Below are 14,353 nucleotides of genomic sequence, written 5' to 3' on the forward strand. Positions count from 1 at the left end.
GATTACTCGGCGCCCTCGATCGAGCCGAAGGCGATGTTCCAGCGGCGCACGGTCCGCTCGGCGATGAAGCCGCCCTGGTGGAAGGGGTCGCCGTTCATGATCTCGGTGACCTCGTCCACGGACTCACCCTGGATGATCAGCAGGGCGCCCAGCGGATCGGCCTCGGTCAGGCGGCCCGAGACCAGCAGGGTGCCCTGCTCGTTCAGGTCCTTGAGGAACTCCACGTGGGAGGGGCGGGTCTCGGTCATCTCCTCGGTCTCGGGGACGTAGGCGTAGGTGACGGCATAGGCAGCCATGTCGATTCTCCTTGCAGTGGGCGTTCGCGCCGGCCCTGTGACCGGCATGACATTCCATCGTGCGGGCAACGGGGACGTCGCCGCGCCCCTATTCCCATTGATCGGGAACGCGGGGGCTCTGCGTCAGTGCCGTTCGGGCGGGCCCGATTTGCCCTGGGAGCCCATCTGGCGGGACAGCCCGCGGGCCGCGGCGAGCAGCACGGGGACCTGGATCTGCAGGTTCACCTGCTCCACCTGGGCCACGATCGAGATGGCCCCGAGGACCCGGCCGCCCGGACCGAACACGGGCGCCGCGGTCCCGGAGGACCCGGCCACCGTGATGCCGCGCAGGTGCACGTAGCCGTCCGTGCGCGCCTGGGCCAGCCGCCGGCGCAGCCCACCCTCGGTGACGCCCGAGTCCCGGGTGTACCGGTCCCAGCCCGAGACGAGGAACCGCTCCTGCAGGGCAGCGGGCGAGAAGGCCAGGATCGCCAGCCCGGGGGCCGTGGAGAGCACGGGCAGCCGGCCGGCGATCTTGGTCAGGTCCGTGGGCACGTCCTGGCTGATGAGCCGCTCCAGGTAGATGACCGTGCCGTCCTGCTCATCCAGGATCGCCAGGGACGTGTTCTGGCGCTGCGTGACGTGCACGGCCTCCATGAACGGCAACGCGGCCTGGCCGAACTCCTGGTACGTGGAGCTGCGCTGGCCCAGCTCCCACAGCACGAGCCCGATCCGGAACCGGCCCTCCGGGGTCCGCCGCAGCAGCCCCTCCTCGGCCATGTCCCCGGCCAGCCGGTGGGCGGTGGAGGTGGACAGCCCGGCACGGGCCGCCAGTTCGGAGGCGGTGAGTTCCGGGTGCTCGGCGTCGAAGGCGTGCAGGACCCTCACGAGCCGCTGGATCAGGGACTCCCCGGAGGGCGAGTTGGCCATCAGGTGGTCCCTCCCGGCCCGCGCCGCTCCAGCCCGCGCCGCACCAGCCCACTCCGTAGCGCCGTGGCCGAGGCCAGCGCGAGGGCCAGCAGGGTGATCACGGCGCCGGAGACCACCATCCAGGTGACCTCGGCCCCCGGGGTCGGCCACACGGCGTCCACCACGAGGGAGCCGGCCAACTGTCCCGCCACCAGCCCGAGGGTGAAGAGCAGCGCGCCGATCGTCCGGGTGAGGATCGCCCCGCCGACGACCACCACCGAGCCCAGCAGGCCACCGGTGTAGTACCACCAGTCCCCCGGCCCCAGGGGCAGGCGGTCGAAGCCCCCGGCGGCGATCTGCGGGGCGGCCACCGCCAGCAGGGCCAGGGTCCCGGTGAGGTAGTTGAACAGCACGAGCGGCTCCACCCGGCCCACGGCGGCGCCGACCACCCCGTTCATCGCCATCTGCGGCGGCTGCAGCAGTCCCCCGGCCAGCACCAGCGCCAGCGGGAGGGCGAGGGCGGCCAGCGCGGCCGGCTCCGCGCCGCCGTCGGGCGCTCCTCCCCCGCCGATCAGCCGGGGCGCGATCGCCAGCCCCACGCCCGCCAGCCCGAGCGCCAAGCCGGCCACCCGGCGCCGGCCCAGCCGCTGGCGGCCGGAGGCCACCCAGCCCACGGTGTCCAGCACCGTGGAGGAGAGCATCTGGCCGCCGATGAACACCAGGGAGAACAGGGCGACCCCCACGAGGTCCACGGTCACGGCCTGACCGTAGACGGCGAAGGCGCCGAGCAGCCCGGAGAAGGCGAAGACCCAGGGGAACCGTCCCGTCACCGCCCCGCGGACCAGCCGCACCACGCCGCGGCGGTTGGCCCGGACCAGGCCGTTGACCACCAGCATCAGCACCAGCCCGGAGCCGAAGGTCACCGAGGCGGCCAGCGTGGCATCCCCCAGTTCCGCCCGCAGTGCACCGGTGATCCGGGCCTGCACCGCGATCGCCACGCCGCCGGCCAGCGCCAGCAGCAGCGAGAGGCCTCTGCTCATGCCCCCGGACCGGAGACACCCGAGCCGGCGGCGTGCCGGGCGGCCACCCAGCCGAAGGTCATCCCGGAGCCGACCTGGGCCCCGGCACCGGGGTACTCGCTGCCCATGACGGAGGCGGCGTCATTGCCCGCCGCGTAGAGCCCCTCGATGGCCTGGCCCTCGGCGTCCACCACCTGGGCCTGGGCGTTGATCCTGATCCCGTAGGCGGTGGCCAGCGGGGTCGGCACCACGGCCATGGCGTAGAACGGAGCCTGCTCGACGGGACCGAGGTTCGGGTTGGGTCCATGGTCCGGGTCCCCGGCCACGCGGCCGAACATCAGCTCGCCCTTGTGGAAGTCCTCGTCCACACCGGCCTCGGCGAAGCCGTTGTAGCGGCGCACGGTCTCCTCCAGCCCGGCGGCGTCCACGCCGATCTGCCCGGCGAGCTCCCGCAGGGTGGCACCGCGGTGCAGGTAGCCGTCGTCGATGTACTTCTGCAGCATCCGGGCGGGCAGGTGCGGCATGGTGATCATGCCCAGGCCGTAGGCCGCCAGCGCCCGTGAGTCCACCACCAGCCAGGCCGGGACGGTCGGCACCGTCTGGTGGGAGGCGTACATGGCCCGCACGAAGCGGTGATAGGACTGCGACTCGTCCGTGAACCGCCGCCCGGCGGCGTTCACGGCGATCAGCCCCGGCTTCGCCCGGTCCCAGATGTGCGGGAACACCACGGTGGAGCCGTCCGACCGGGTGCCGATCGAGGAGGGGAACCACAGCGCGTTCTCGCCGTTGTCGTTCCCAGCGGAACCGCCCACGGCCTCGCTCAGCCGCAGGGTGTCTCCGGTGGAGCCCTCCCCGGCCCGGGAGAACTGGGCAGTGGGCTCCGGCAGGAACCTCTCGCGCAGCTCGGGGCTCTGGGGGAATCCACCGGCGGCGAGCACCACGCCGCGCCGGGCCCGGATGCGCAGCTGACGGCCACCGTGGCCCACCACGGCGCCCGTCACCCGGGCGCCCTCGCGCACCAGCTCGGAGGTGTACGCGTTGCGCCACACCTCGCCGCAACGCTGGAGCAGCCCGTGGTACATCCGGGCCGTCAGGGCATTGCCCATCACCAGCCGCGTGCCGCGAGGGTTCCGGACCCTGTCCAGGGCCCAGCGCATCCCGAGTCCCAGCGCCGTGGCCCCGGCCTTGACGGTCTTGCCGGCGTCCCGGGAGAACAACCCCAGCAGCGTGGTCACCTCGGCACGGCGGAGCATCAGGGTGCCGCCCATCAGGGCGAACTCGGGCACCGGCGGCCGGACATGGCGGAAGTGGGACCTCCCGAGCAGGCGGCCGTCGAAGGGCTCGGGCTCCAGGGCGCGCCCGGTCTGGCCCGTCTCCGGCAGTTCGGAGTGGTAGTCCACCACGGCCGGCGAGGGGCGGAACGTCACGCCCAGCTCCGCCATGGCGGCCAGCATCCGGGGGCCGTTGTCCAGGTAGGCCTGCCGCAGGGCCTTGTCCGACTTCTCCCCCACCAGCCGGTCCAGGTAGCGTTCGGCCCGCTCGGCGTCCTCGGTGTTGCCCTCGGCCCGCTGGAAGTGGTTGTTCGGGATCCAGCAGGTGCCGGCGGAGTACGCCGTGGTGCCGCCGACGTAGGCGGTCTTCTCCAGCAGGAGCACGTCCAGGCCCTCCTGGGCCGCCGTCAGCGCCGCCGAGAGGCCCGCCGCCCCGGACCCCAGCACCAGCAGGTCCACCTCGCGGTCCCAGGAGGCCTGCCGGATGGGTCGTGCTGCTGCGATGTGATTCTCGGACATCGCACCATCGTGACCCACGACGCAGTCCCTCGGGAGCCGCCTTCCCATTGAACGGGACTCAGAGTCTCTTCTGCCAGGCCGGGTGCGTGGCCACCGGGACGAAGCCGAGCTCAGCGTTGGCCCGCAGGATGGCCCGGTTCTCGGCGGCGTTCCAGGTGTAGAGGCGGTCCGCCTCCGGCCTCAGCCGGAGCAGCCGGGAGACGTTGGCCGCCTTGAGCAGCAGGGCCAGTCCGCGCCGGCGGTGCTCCGGGTGGACCAGCGTGTTGCCCTGGTAGGCCACCTGCGGCAGGTCGGCGAACGTCTCGATGTCCGAATGCCCCACGAGCCGGCCGGTCGCCCGGTCCCGGACCGCCGTGGTGATGACCGTCAGGCCCATCTCCTCGCGCGCCCGTTCCTCGGCGCGCAGCCGGGCCACGTCCCACGCCTCGGTGGCGCGCTCGACCTCACCGGCCGGAGCCTCGGCGGCCATCCGGCCGAGCAGCCGGGCCAGGGCGGCAGCGTCCTCTGGCGGGCAGGCGCCCTCCCAGCCGACCACGTCGTAGCCGTGGTCCTGCCCCGCGGAGGAGCCGGACTCGGCCCGCAGCGCCGCGCCGGCCGCCTCCCGCAGGTCCAGCACGGAGGCCACCTCCACCTGGGCCAGCTCGTAGCCTCCGGCGGCCGCGAACCGCGCGTCCGGCGCCTGCCAGCGCACGGCGCCCGGGCCGGCGTCGTGGTCGGTGGCCTGGTTGCCCGGCTGGACCACCGGGGTCAGGCCGGTCTGCAGCGAGGTGCCGGTGACGAAGACCGGGCCGGAGCCGACGGCGGCCGGGTCCAGCAGCGCATTGTCCGTCCAGGACTGCAGGACGGTCCGTCCCCGGCGCGCCGCCTCGGCCTCGGCCTCCCGCAGCAGCGCGCTCCCCACCCCGCGGCGGCGGAAGTCGGGGTGCACCACGATCCGCACCTCGGCGGTGTGCGGCTGGAGGGTGTTGGACTCAGGGCCGGACTCCGCGCCGGGCTCGAACGGCAGGCTCAGGGCGGCATAGCCGATGACGCGGTCCGCCTCACGCGCCACGGCGAAGTGGGTGCGCACATCCGCCCGGGCCGTGGCACCGGCCAGCTGGTTCTCTGGCGAGACGTAGAAGTCGTTGGTGCCCCAGAACAGGGAGGTCACCAGGTTGCCCAGCTGCGCCACCTGCAGGAAGTCGGCCGTGGCCGGGGGCATCGGTAGCCGGGCCTGGTCGAGGGCGTCAGGCAGCTGGAGCCATGCGGTTCTCATGCCCTCCATTAAACCCCCGCTGCCATCACCCCTCCGTCAACGCCCGAGGCCGGAACCCGCGATCACTCGCGGGTTCCGGCCTCGGGTCGGCGTGCCGGGCTGAAACGCCCGAGAGCTCAGGTCAGGCCTGGGCGTCGGCAGCAGCCTCGATCTTCACCACGTTCGGGTCCACCTTGATGCCGGGGCCGAAGGTCGTGGAGATGGTGGCCTTGGAGATGTACCGGCCCTTGGACGCGGACGGCTTCAGGCGCAGCACCTCCTCCAGGGCGGCGGCGTAGTTCTCGGCCAGCTTCTCGGCCTCGAAGCTGGTCTTGCCGATGATGAAGTGCAGGTTGGCGTGCTTGTCGACGCGGAAGTCGATCTTGCCACCCTTGATGTCCGTGACGGCCTTGGCCACGTCCGGGGTCACCGTGCCGGTCTTCGGGTTCGGCATGAGGTTGCGGGGGCCGAGGATCTTGCCGAGGCGGCCGACCTTGCCCATCATGTCCGGGGACGCCACGGCGGCGTCGAAGTCGGTCCAGCCGCCCTGGACCTTGGCGATCAGGTCATCGGAACCGACGAAGTCGGCGCCCGCGGCCTCGGCGGCGGCGGCCTTGTCACCGGTGGCGAAGACGACCACGCGGGCGGTCTTGCCGGTGCCGTTGGGCAGGTTGACGGTGCCGCGCACCATCTGGTCGGCCTTGCGGGGGTCGACGCTCAGGCGGAAGGCGACCTCCACGGTGGCGTCCGACTTCGACGGGTTGGTGTCCTTGGCCAGGGCGATGGCCTCGACGGGGCCGTAGACAGCCTCGCCGATCTTCTCCTGAGCCGCCTTGTATGCTTTGCTGCGCTGTGCCATCTGCGTGTTCTCCTTATGCAGTCGTGGTCTGCGGGTCGCGCGCGACCCTGCCACTGGAATGAGCTGTGGTGCTGAAAAGGGGTGTTTCCGTCAGCCTTCGACGGTGATGCCCATGGAGCGGGCGGTGCCGGCGATGATCTTGGCAGCGGCCGCGAGATCGTTGGCGTTGAGGTCTTCCATCTTGGTCTGGGCGATCTCCTCGCACTGGGCGCTGGTCAGCTTGCCGACCTTGTCCGTGTGCGGGGTGGAGGAGCCCTTGGAGACCTTGGCGGCCTTCTTGATGAGCTCGGCGGCCGGCGGGGTCTTGGTGACGAACGTGAACGAACGGTCCTCGTACACGGTGATCTCGACCGGGACGACGTTGCCGCGCTGGGATTCCGTGGCGGCGTTGTACGCCTTGCAGAACTCCATGATGTTCACGCCGTGCTGACCGAGCGCAGGGCCGATCGGCGGGGCCGGGTTGGCAGCTCCTGCCTGGATCTGCAGCTTGATCAGGCCTGCGACCTTCTTCTTGGGGGCCATTATCGGGTCCTTCTTCTGTGACTTCTTGCGTGTTCCCCGGAGCACAGGAGTGTGATCCGGAGCGGGTGGCCACCGTGGCGCGGTGACCGGTCCGCCCTCCGCACGGCAAAGCAACCGTGCGGCGGCGAAGGCTGTGGGTCCTCTACCGGATCTTGGTGACCTGGTTGAAGGACAGGGTGACCGGGGTCTCGCGCTCGAAGATGGTCACGAGGACCACGAGCTGCTGGGATTCCACCTTGACCTCGGAGATGGTGGCCGGCAGCGTCTCGAACGGGCCGTCGTTGACGGTGACCGACTCGCCGACCTCGAAGTCGACCTCGATCGCCGGGGCGTTGGACTCGGATCCGGACGGGGCCGGACGGCCCTCGGCCTCGGCGGCCTTGGTCGCCTCCTGCAGGACCGAGGGGGCCAGCATGGAGTGCACCTCGTCCAGGGACAGCGGGAACGGATCGTGCGCGTTGCCCACGAAGCCGGTCACGCCCGGGGTGTGGCGGACCACGCCCCACGAGGCGTCGGTCAGGTCCATCCGCACGAGCACGTAGCCGGGGATGCGCACCCGGTTGACGAGCTTGCGCGTGGTGTTGCGGATCTCCACGACCTCTTCCATGGGGACTTCGATCTCATAGATGTAGTCCTCCATCTCCTGGGTCTGGATCCGCGTCTCGAGGTTGGTCTTCACACGCTTCTCGTAGCCCGCGTACGTGTGGATGACGTACCAGTCACCGGGCTGGCGGCGCAGCCGGGTGCGGAGCTCCTCGGCGGGATCCACCTCGGGTTCGGCGTCGGCTTCGGCCTCCGCCTCGACCGGCTCCACGTCCAGGGAGTCCTCGCCCACCAGGGCGGCGTCGGGCCGGTCGGCGGACTCGTCGCCGCTCACGGCCAGGTCGGCCTCCTGCAGGGTCATCTCGCCCTGGGCGTCGGCGGAGTCGGCAGCGTCCTCAGCGGAGACCTCCCGGGTCTCGCCCTCGGGGTCCGCCTCTGTGGACTGCTCCACGGGCTCGCCGGCCACGGCGGCGTCCTCAGCGGTCTGAGGGTCCTGCGACGGCTGGGACTGCTCCTCCTCGAGGGCATCGGCCTCGGCGAGGGAGTCGGCCTGCGGTTCGAGTTCCTGCTCGGACACTGGTTCCTGCTTTCTTCACGCGTTCAACGTACTTCCGGCAGGGCATCTCCTCCGGCGGGACGGGTGTGGTGCGCCCCCTGCGCAGACCCGCCTGCGGATCAGACGCTGCCGTCGCCGAAGACGAAGGAGGCGCCCGAACCGAACAAGAAGTCCAGCAAGGTGACCAGCAAGATCATGAAGATCACGAAGACGAGCACGACGCCCGTGAGCTTCACCAGCTCCTCGCGGGTGGGGGTGACGACCTTCTTGAGCTCGTCCACCACCTGGCGCAGGAACAGAGCGATGCGGCCGAAGAAGCCTCGCTTCCGCGGCGACTCGGGGGTCTGATCCCCCGTGCTGTTCGCAGCTGCCTCGGTCACGTGGCCTCACTTGCTTGGTCGACACTGAAACTGTCCTGCCGAGCGACCCCGGATCACCGGGACCGCCCTGCGCAGGGTAGACAGGACTCGAACCTGCAACCTGCGGTTTTGGAGACCGCTGCGCTACCAATTGCGCCACTACCCTCAGAGGCCTTCACCATGACATGCCATGGCACGGCCCAGCCTGATGCTTTTCAACACCGGGGATCAACTTTACGCCATCACCGGCACTGAGTCGAACCGGCACTAGGCTGGACCCCATCGACGCCCGGAATCCGCCCGCCGGAAGGAAACTCATGTCACCCCAGCCCCGCAGCCGAGTCTCGCAGCGCATCGGCGCGATCGCCGAGTCCGCCACCCTCGCCGTCGACGCGAAGGCGAAGGCGCTCAAGGCCGCCGGGCGTCCGGTGATCGGCTTCGGCGCCGGTGAGCCCGACTTCCCCACCCCGGACTACATCGTCGAGGCCGCGGTCCAGGCCGCTCGGGACCCCCAGAACCACCGCTACTCCCCCGCGGCCGGGCTGCCGGAGCTGCGCCAGGCGATCGCCGAGAAGACCCTGCGGGATTCGGGCCTCGAGATCGAGTCGCAGCAGGTCCTGGTGACCAACGGCGGCAAGCAGGCGGTCTACAACACCTTCGCCGCCCTGCTGGACCCGGGCGACGAGGTCATCGTCCCCACCCCGTATTGGACCACCTACCCCGAGTCGATCCGGCTGGCCGGCGGCGTCCCGGTGGACGTCTTCGCGGGTCCGGAGAACGGCTACAAGGTCACGATCGAGCAGCTCGACGCGGCGGTGACGGACCGCACCAAGGTCCTCTCCTTCGTCTCGCCGTCCAATCCGACCGGCGCCGTGTACACCCCGGAGGAGACCGCGGCGATCGGCCGCTGGGCCCACGACCGCGGCCTCTGGGTGGTCACCGACGAGATCTACGAGCACCTGACCTATGACGGGGTGCCCTTCACCTCGATCGCCACGGCCGTGCCGGAGCTGGCCGACCAGGTGATCATCCTCAACGGCGTGGCCAAGACCTACGCCATGACGGGCTGGCGCGTGGGCTGGATGGCGGGCCCCGTGGACATCATCAAGGCCGCCACCAACCTGCAGTCGCACGCCACCTCGAACGTCGCCAACGTCTCCCAGCGGGCGGCGATGGCCGCGGTCTCCGGGCCGCTGGACGCCGTGGATGAGATGAAGACCGCCTTCGACCGCCGCCGGAAGGCCATGGTCGCCGGCCTCAACGCGGTGCCCGGATTCTCCTGCCCGACGCCGGCCGGGGCCTTCTACGCGTACGTGGACGTCCGCGGTGCGCTGGGTGGCGAGCACCGGACCTCGGCCGAGCTGGCCGGCCACATCCTCGAGGAGGCCGAGGTCGCCGTCGTGCCGGGCGAGGCCTTCGGCCCCTCGGGATTCCTGCGCCTGTCCTACGCCCTGGGCGACGACGACCTGGCCGAGGGCGTGGAGCGCATCCGCGCCCTGCTCTCCCGCTGACCTCCCGCGCCCCCCCCCCCCCCCCCCCCCCCGCGTCCCTCGTTTTGAGGGCAATCCCCACCGGTCGGGATTGCCCTCAAAGTGAACAGGGCCCGCAGATGCGACTCAGAGGACTCTTCTGATCCGCATCTGCGTGCGCTAAGGTCGCCCTCATGACTCTTCTGCGCGTTGCCGAGGCTGCCCGCTACCTCGGCGTCAGCGACGACACCGTGCGCCGCTGGGTAACCGCCGGCCGGCTCGCCGGGCACACGGACGGCTCCGGCCGGGCCGCCGTGGACGGGGTTCAGGTGGCGGCCCTGGCGAGGGAGGCCTCGGAGCACCCGGGCGATGCCCCCGACGGTGTCCCCTCCTCGGCCCGCAACAGCTTCTCCGGGCTCGTGACGAACGTGGTCATGGACACCGTCATGGCGCAGGTGGAGCTGCAGTGCGGCCCGTTCCGGGTGGTGTCCCTCATGAGCTCCGAGGCCGCGCGCGAGTTGGGCCTGGAACCGGGCATGCCGGCCACCGCCGTGGTCAAGGCGACCACGGTCATCGTCAATCGGGAGGTCGGCCCGTGAGGACCTCGTCCCGGAGCGTCCTGCTGTTGGCTTCCCTGTCCACCGCGGCCCTGGGCCTCACCGCCTGCGGCGGCGAGGATCCAGCCAGCGCCGGCGCCACGGGGGACCACGCTGGGGACACCACCCTGACGGTGTTCGCGGCGGCCTCCCTGGGCGACGCCTTCGAGGAGCTCGCCGACGGCTTCGAGGCGGAGCACCCCGGGGTCGAGGTGCAGTACAACATGGCCGGCTCCTCCGCCCTCGTGGAGCAGATCCTGGTCGGGGCCCCCGCGGACGTCTTCGCCTCCGCGAACGAGGCCACCATGGACCGGGCCGCGGAGGAGGCGATCAACCCCGTTCCCTTCGCCACCAACGTGCTGACGCTCGTCACGCCGCCGGACAACCCCGCGGGCCTCGAGTCGCTCGCGGACGCCGCCGCCGAGGGGGTGCGGCTCGTGGTCTGCGCCCCCCGGGTCCCCTGCGGTGACGCCACGCAGACGGTGGCCGAGGACGCCGGCGTGGAACTGTCCCCGGTCAGCGAGGAGTCCCAGGTCACCGACGTGCTGGGCAAGGTCAGCTCCGGCGAGGCGGACGCGGGCCTGGTCTATGTCACGGACGCCAGGGGCGCGGGGGACGCGGTCCACACCATCGAGCTGGAGCAGGCCGGGGCGGCGGTGAACTCCTACCCCATCACGGTGCTGCGGGGCGCCGAGGACAACGGACCCGGGCAGCGGGAGCTGGCCCAGGCCTTCGTGGACTACGTGCTCTCCGAGGACGGCCAGTCGCTGGTGGAGGGCTATGGCTTCGGCCGTGCGCAGTAGAGCCATCCCCGACCGCACCGTCCGGGTCCGGCCCCCCGCGGCCCTGATCGCGGTGGGCCTGCTCGGCGGGGTCGCCATCCTCGTGCCGTTCGCGGCGCTCGTGGCCGGGGTGGACCTGGCCCGGCTGCCGGAGCTGCTGACCTCCTCGAGCGCCCTCGACGCCCTCGGGCTCTCCCTGCGCACGGCCCTGACGGCCACCGCGATCTGCCTGCTGCTCGGGACCCCGCTGGCCCTGGTGCTCACCCGGCTCCGGTTCCCGGGCCGCACCCTGGCCCGGGCGCTCGTGCTGCTGCCGCTCGTGGTCCCGCCCGTGGTCGGCGGCATCGCCCTCACGGAGGCCTTCGGCCGGCGCGGGCTGATCGGCGAGCACCTGCACGTGCTCGGGATCGAGATCGCCTTCACCTCCGCCGCCGTGGTCGTGGCCCAGGTGTTCGTCTCCCTGCCGTTCCTCGTCGTGGCCCTGGAGGGTGCGCTGCTGACCCGCGGAGAGGCCCACGAGCGCACCGCACTGTCCCTCGGCGCCTCGCCGCTGCGCACCTTCTGCACGGTGACCCTGCCGCTGCTCGTCCCCGGACTGGCCTCCGGGCTGGTGCTGACCTTCGCGCGCGCCCTGGGCGAGTTCGGCGCCACCATCACCTTCGCCGGCTCCCTGCAGGGCACCACGCGCACCCTGCCCCTGCAGGTCTACCTGGAGCGGGAGACCGACCCGGACGCCGCCGTCGCACTCTCGCTCGTGCTCGTGGTGGTCGCGCTCGTGGTCATCACGGTGGCCTACGGGCGCCGGGACCGGCCGGGGGTGTCCGGGCCGTGAGGCTGGACTGCCACGTGGTCGTCCCCGAGCGCGGGGTGGACGTCGCCCTCACGGTCGAGCCAGGCCAGACCCTCGCCCTGAGCGGGGCCAACGGCGCCGGCAAGTCCACGGTGCTCTCCGCCGTGGCCGGCTGGCTGCGCCCGGAGTCCGGCCACGCCCGGCTCGGGGAGCGGGCGCTGTTCGATGAGCACACCTGGATCCCGGCACGACGGCGGAACGTCGGCTACCTGACGCAGGACCCCCTGCTCTTCCCGCACCTCACGGCCGAGGCGAACGTCGCCTTCGGACTGCGCCGGGCCGGCGTCGTGTCCCGCGCGCAGCGCCGCGAGGTGGCCCGGAACTGGCTCGACCGCCTGGGGGTGGGGCACCTGGCCGGGCGCCGGCCGCACCAGCTCTCGGGCGGTCAGGCGCAGCGCACCGCGATCGCGCGGGTCCTGGCCTCGGAGCCGGACCTGGTGCTGCTGGACGAGCCGCTGGCCGCCCTCGACGCTCAGGCGGTGCCGCAGATCCGCGAGCTGCTGGCCGAGGTGCTCACCGGCCGCACCACGGTGCTGGTGTCCCACCAGGCCGCGGACCTGCGTGCGCTGGCGGACGTGATCACAACAATCCCCGCTCCCCCGCCCAGCGCGTGAGCTCGTGGCGGTTGGAGAGCTGGAGCTTGCGCAGCACGTTGGACACGTGGGTCTCGATGGTCCGCACGGAGATGAACAGGTCCTTGGCGGCCTCCCGGTAGGTGTAGCCGCGGGCAATCAGCCGCATGACCTCGAGCTCCCGGGCGGAGAGCAGGTCCAGCTCCTCGTCCCGCACGGCCACGTCCGCGGTGCCGAAGGCGTCCAGCACGAAGCCGGCCAGCCGGGGCGAGAACACGGCGTCCCCGCCGGCCACCCGGCGCACGGCGTCCGAGACCTCCGCCCCGGAGATGGTCTTGGTGACGTAGCCGCGGGCCCCGGCGCGGATCACCGCCACCACGTCCTCGGCGGAGTCCGAGACGGAGATCGCCAGGAACCGCACCTCCGGGGCCAGGGCCTGGCAGGACGCGGCGACCTCGGCCCCACCGCCGCCGCGGCCGCCGGGCAGGTGCACGTCCAGCAGCACCACGTCCGGCTCCGTGGCGTGGATGGTGCGGACTGCGGAGTCCACGTCCCCGGCCTCGCCCACCACCTCGACGGCGGCCGGGTCCAGGTCCGCCTTCAGCCCGGTCCGGAAGATGGCGTGGTCGTCCACGATGACGACGCGGACGGGGCGGACTGGCTGGGGGATCATGCGGTGGGTCCTTCCTTCGTGCTCTGATGCGCCTCCGGGACCGGCAGGTGCAGGCGGACTTCGGTGCCGTCGTCGCCGGTGGCGATGGTGGCCGTCCCGCCGGCGCGCTCCATCCGGCCGATCACGGACTCGCGGATGCCGAGGCGGTCCCGCGGGATGGCTCCCAGGTCGAATCCCGCGCCCCGGTCCTTGACGAAGACCTCGACGGCGGCCGGGCCGGCCTCCGCGTAGACGCGCACGGGACCTCCGTGCCCGGCGTGGCGCACGGCGTTGAGCATGGCCTCACGGGAGGCCTGCAGCAGCGGGTCCAGCCAGCCGCCGGTGGCGGTGCCGACCGTGACGACCTCGATGGGCTGGCCGTGGTTGTCCTCGATCGCCGCCGCCAGGTCCTGCAGCCGGTCCGTCAGGTTGCCCTCCGGGCGGGTGGGATCGGCGTAGAGGTATTGGCGCAGGTCGCGTTCCTGGGCGCGGGCGAGCCGGGCGACCACGGCGGAGTCGCCCGCGTTGCGCTGGATCAGGGCGAGGGTCTGCAGCACGGAGTCGTGCAGGTGGGCGGCGATCTCGGCCCGCTCGGTCTGGACCGCGAGCGCGGAGGACTTCGCGGCGGCGTCCCGCCAGAGCTTCAGCACCCACGGGGCGGCCACGAGCGCCACCCCGGCCAGGATCACCAGCGCGACCACGAGCCCCAGCCACAGGTCCTGCGTGCCGACGTACCCGGCGGCGAGCGCCAGGATGCCGACCATGACCAGGAGCAGGCCGAGCACGAGGGAGGTGACGCGGCGGGTGCCGTGCTCGAGGGCGCCACCGCGCAGGGTGTCGAACTGCAGCCAGACCAGCGCCACGCCGAGCAGGACGACGGCGGCCGGACCGAGCATGCCCCAGTTCAGCCGGACGCCGGCCACCACCTGCAGGGTCAGGGCGGCGGCCAGCACGAGGAGCACGAGCCCGAGGACGACCTGCCAGCCCCGACCCAGGGACTCCGGCAGGTTGGCCAGCTTCCAGGGCCGGACCTGTTCGGCGGCCCCGCGCACGGGCTCGGCGGCGCCGACCACGGCCTCCCCCTCGTCCGGGACGAAGATCCACAGCCACGCGTAGAAGACCACGCCGACCCCGCTGAGCAGGGACAGGGCCACCACCCCGAGACGCACCCAGCCCAGGGGCAGCCCGAGGTGACGGGCCAGCCCGGCACAGACGCCGGCGATGGCGCGGTGCTCCCGGGAACGGGTCAGGAGGGGCTCGGACACTGCGGTCATGGCTCCATCCTGCCTGACGACTGCCCCTCCGGGCGCCCCCGCGGGCACCGCTCCGGGGGTTCTCCGGGTCGGATCCGGGGTCATCCGGATAC

At 72.2% G+C, this 14,353-nt stretch carries 16 protein-coding genes and 1 tRNA gene; 5 read left to right on the forward strand and 12 right to left on the reverse strand.

The features are described 5' to 3' along the window. Window positions 1-2: 2 nt before the first annotated feature. The 10 genes from RE421_RS15315 to RE421_RS15360 form a co-directional block, all read right to left on the reverse strand. Window positions 3-296: a YciI family protein gene (locus RE421_RS15315; RefSeq protein ID WP_309811961.1), complete on the reverse strand. Its 294-nt coding sequence runs from the start codon at window positions 294-296 to the stop codon at window positions 3-5. Window positions 297-419: 123 nt separating this feature from the next. Beyond that, window positions 420-1,205 (reverse strand): IclR family transcriptional regulator, encoded by a 786-nt coding sequence (locus RE421_RS15320; protein ID WP_309811963.1) that lies wholly within the window; start codon window positions 1,203-1,205, stop codon window positions 420-422. Continuing rightward, on the reverse strand, window positions 1,205-2,224 hold the full coding sequence (locus RE421_RS15325) for a DMT family transporter (RefSeq protein WP_309811965.1): 1,020 nt from the start codon (window positions 2,222-2,224) through the stop codon (window positions 1,205-1,207). Before RE421_RS15325 ends, RE421_RS15320 begins: the two co-directional genes overlap by 1 nt. Beyond that, entirely contained in the window at window positions 2,221-3,993 is a 1,773-nt protein-coding gene (locus RE421_RS15330) for an FAD-dependent oxidoreductase (RefSeq protein ID WP_309811967.1), read from the reverse strand. The genes RE421_RS15325 and RE421_RS15330 overlap by 4 nt, the downstream gene beginning before the upstream one ends. Before the next feature lie 58 nt (window positions 3,994-4,051). Continuing rightward, window positions 4,052-5,248, reverse strand: a complete 1,197-nt coding sequence (locus RE421_RS15335; protein WP_309811968.1) for a GNAT family N-acetyltransferase — start codon at window positions 5,246-5,248, stop codon at window positions 4,052-4,054. A gap of 121 nt (window positions 5,249-5,369) precedes the next feature. Then, on the reverse strand, window positions 5,370-6,086 hold the full coding sequence (rplA, locus tag RE421_RS15340; RefSeq protein ID WP_309811970.1) for a 50S ribosomal protein L1: 717 nt from the start codon (window positions 6,084-6,086) through the stop codon (window positions 5,370-5,372). A gap of 90 nt (window positions 6,087-6,176) precedes the next feature. Next, entirely contained in the window at window positions 6,177-6,608 is a 432-nt protein-coding gene (gene rplK, locus RE421_RS15345) for a 50S ribosomal protein L11 (protein ID WP_309811973.1), read from the reverse strand. Window positions 6,609-6,750: 142 nt separating this feature from the next. Beyond that, on the reverse strand, window positions 6,751-7,728 hold the full coding sequence (nusG, locus tag RE421_RS15350; protein ID WP_309811976.1) for a transcription termination/antitermination protein NusG: 978 nt from the start codon (window positions 7,726-7,728) through the stop codon (window positions 6,751-6,753). A 98-nt stretch (window positions 7,729-7,826) separates the two neighbouring features. Continuing rightward, window positions 7,827-8,087 carry a preprotein translocase subunit SecE gene (secE, locus tag RE421_RS15355; protein WP_309811978.1) on the reverse strand — a complete coding sequence of 87 codons (261 nt, stop codon included), beginning with the start codon at window positions 8,085-8,087 and terminating at the stop codon, window positions 7,827-7,829. A 72-nt stretch (window positions 8,088-8,159) separates the two neighbouring features. Then, window positions 8,160-8,232: transfer RNA gene (locus RE421_RS15360), tRNA-Trp, on the reverse strand. Between the two features lie 151 nt (window positions 8,233-8,383). On the opposite strand from RE421_RS15360, the gene RE421_RS15365 reads away from it, so the two are divergent. The 5 genes from RE421_RS15365 (at window position 8,384) to RE421_RS15385 (ending at window position 12,377) form a co-directional block, all read left to right on the forward strand. Further along, window positions 8,384-9,577 (forward strand): pyridoxal phosphate-dependent aminotransferase, encoded by a 1,194-nt coding sequence (locus RE421_RS15365; protein WP_309811980.1) that lies wholly within the window; start codon window positions 8,384-8,386, stop codon window positions 9,575-9,577. 152 nt (window positions 9,578-9,729) lie between these two features. Beyond that, on the forward strand, window positions 9,730-10,134 hold the full coding sequence (locus tag RE421_RS15370) for a TOBE domain-containing protein (protein WP_309811982.1): 405 nt from the start codon (window positions 9,730-9,732) through the stop codon (window positions 10,132-10,134). Next, on the forward strand, window positions 10,131-10,934 hold the full coding sequence (gene modA / locus RE421_RS15375) for a molybdate ABC transporter substrate-binding protein (RefSeq protein WP_309811984.1): 804 nt from the start codon (window positions 10,131-10,133) through the stop codon (window positions 10,932-10,934). Before RE421_RS15370 ends, modA begins: the two co-directional genes overlap by 4 nt. Beyond that, window positions 10,912-11,745 carry an ABC transporter permease gene (locus RE421_RS15380; RefSeq protein ID WP_309811986.1) on the forward strand — a complete coding sequence of 278 codons (834 nt, stop codon included), beginning with the start codon at window positions 10,912-10,914 and terminating at the stop codon, window positions 11,743-11,745. Before modA ends, RE421_RS15380 begins: the two co-directional genes overlap by 23 nt. 14 nt (window positions 11,746-11,759) lie before the next feature. Beyond that, window positions 11,760-12,377: an ATP-binding cassette domain-containing protein gene (locus tag RE421_RS15385; RefSeq protein WP_309811991.1), complete on the forward strand. Its 618-nt coding sequence runs from the start codon at window positions 11,760-11,762 to the stop codon at window positions 12,375-12,377. On the opposite strand, the gene RE421_RS15390 is transcribed toward RE421_RS15385, so the two are convergent. After that, complete coding sequence (locus tag RE421_RS15390; RefSeq protein ID WP_309811995.1) at window positions 12,343-13,008, reverse strand: response regulator transcription factor; 666 nt, start codon at window positions 13,006-13,008, stop codon at window positions 12,343-12,345. The genes RE421_RS15385 and RE421_RS15390 overlap by 35 nt on opposite strands. Further along, on the reverse strand, window positions 13,005-14,261 hold the full coding sequence (locus tag RE421_RS15395; protein WP_309811997.1) for a PspC domain-containing protein: 1,257 nt from the start codon (window positions 14,259-14,261) through the stop codon (window positions 13,005-13,007). Before RE421_RS15395 ends, RE421_RS15390 begins: the two co-directional genes overlap by 4 nt. Between the last annotated feature and the right edge of the window lie 92 nt (window positions 14,262-14,353).

Source organism: Citricoccus sp. I39-566 (assembly GCF_031432995.1).
Lineage (GTDB): Bacteria > Actinomycetota > Actinomycetes > Actinomycetales > Micrococcaceae > Citricoccus > Citricoccus nitrophenolicus_A.

What these genes read in the sequence shown, in the direction of transcription:
- RE421_RS15315 (WP_309811961.1), bottom strand. Translation starts at nt 296, where the DNA reads ATGGCTGCCTATGCCGTCACCTACGCCTACGTCCCCGAGACCGAGGAG.
- RE421_RS15320 (WP_309811963.1), bottom strand. Translation starts at nt 1,205, where the DNA reads ATGGCCAACTCGCCCTCCGGGGAGTCCCTGATCCAGCGGCTCGTGAGG.
- RE421_RS15325 (WP_309811965.1), bottom strand. Translation starts at nt 2,224, where the DNA reads ATGAGCAGAGGCCTCTCGCTGCTGCTGGCGCTGGCCGGCGGCGTGGCG.
- RE421_RS15330 (WP_309811967.1), bottom strand. Translation starts at nt 3,993, where the DNA reads ATGTCCGAGAATCACATCGCAGCAGCACGACCCATCCGGCAGGCCTCC.
- RE421_RS15335 (WP_309811968.1), bottom strand. Translation starts at nt 5,248, where the DNA reads ATGAGAACCGCATGGCTCCAGCTGCCTGACGCCCTCGACCAGGCCCGG.
- rplA (WP_309811970.1), bottom strand. Translation starts at nt 6,086, where the DNA reads ATGGCACAGCGCAGCAAAGCATACAAGGCGGCTCAGGAGAAGATCGGC.
- rplK (WP_309811973.1), bottom strand. Translation starts at nt 6,608, where the DNA reads ATGGCCCCCAAGAAGAAGGTCGCAGGCCTGATCAAGCTGCAGATCCAG.
- RE421_RS15365 (WP_309811980.1), top strand. Translation starts at nt 8,384, where the DNA reads ATGTCACCCCAGCCCCGCAGCCGAGTCTCGCAGCGCATCGGCGCGATC.
- RE421_RS15370 (WP_309811982.1), top strand. Translation starts at nt 9,730, where the DNA reads ATGACTCTTCTGCGCGTTGCCGAGGCTGCCCGCTACCTCGGCGTCAGC.
- RE421_RS15380 (WP_309811986.1), top strand. Translation starts at nt 10,912, where the DNA reads ATGGCTTCGGCCGTGCGCAGTAGAGCCATCCCCGACCGCACCGTCCGG.
- RE421_RS15390 (WP_309811995.1), bottom strand. Translation starts at nt 13,008, where the DNA reads ATGATCCCCCAGCCAGTCCGCCCCGTCCGCGTCGTCATCGTGGACGAC.
- RE421_RS15395 (WP_309811997.1), bottom strand. Translation starts at nt 14,261, where the DNA reads ATGACCGCAGTGTCCGAGCCCCTCCTGACCCGTTCCCGGGAGCACCGC.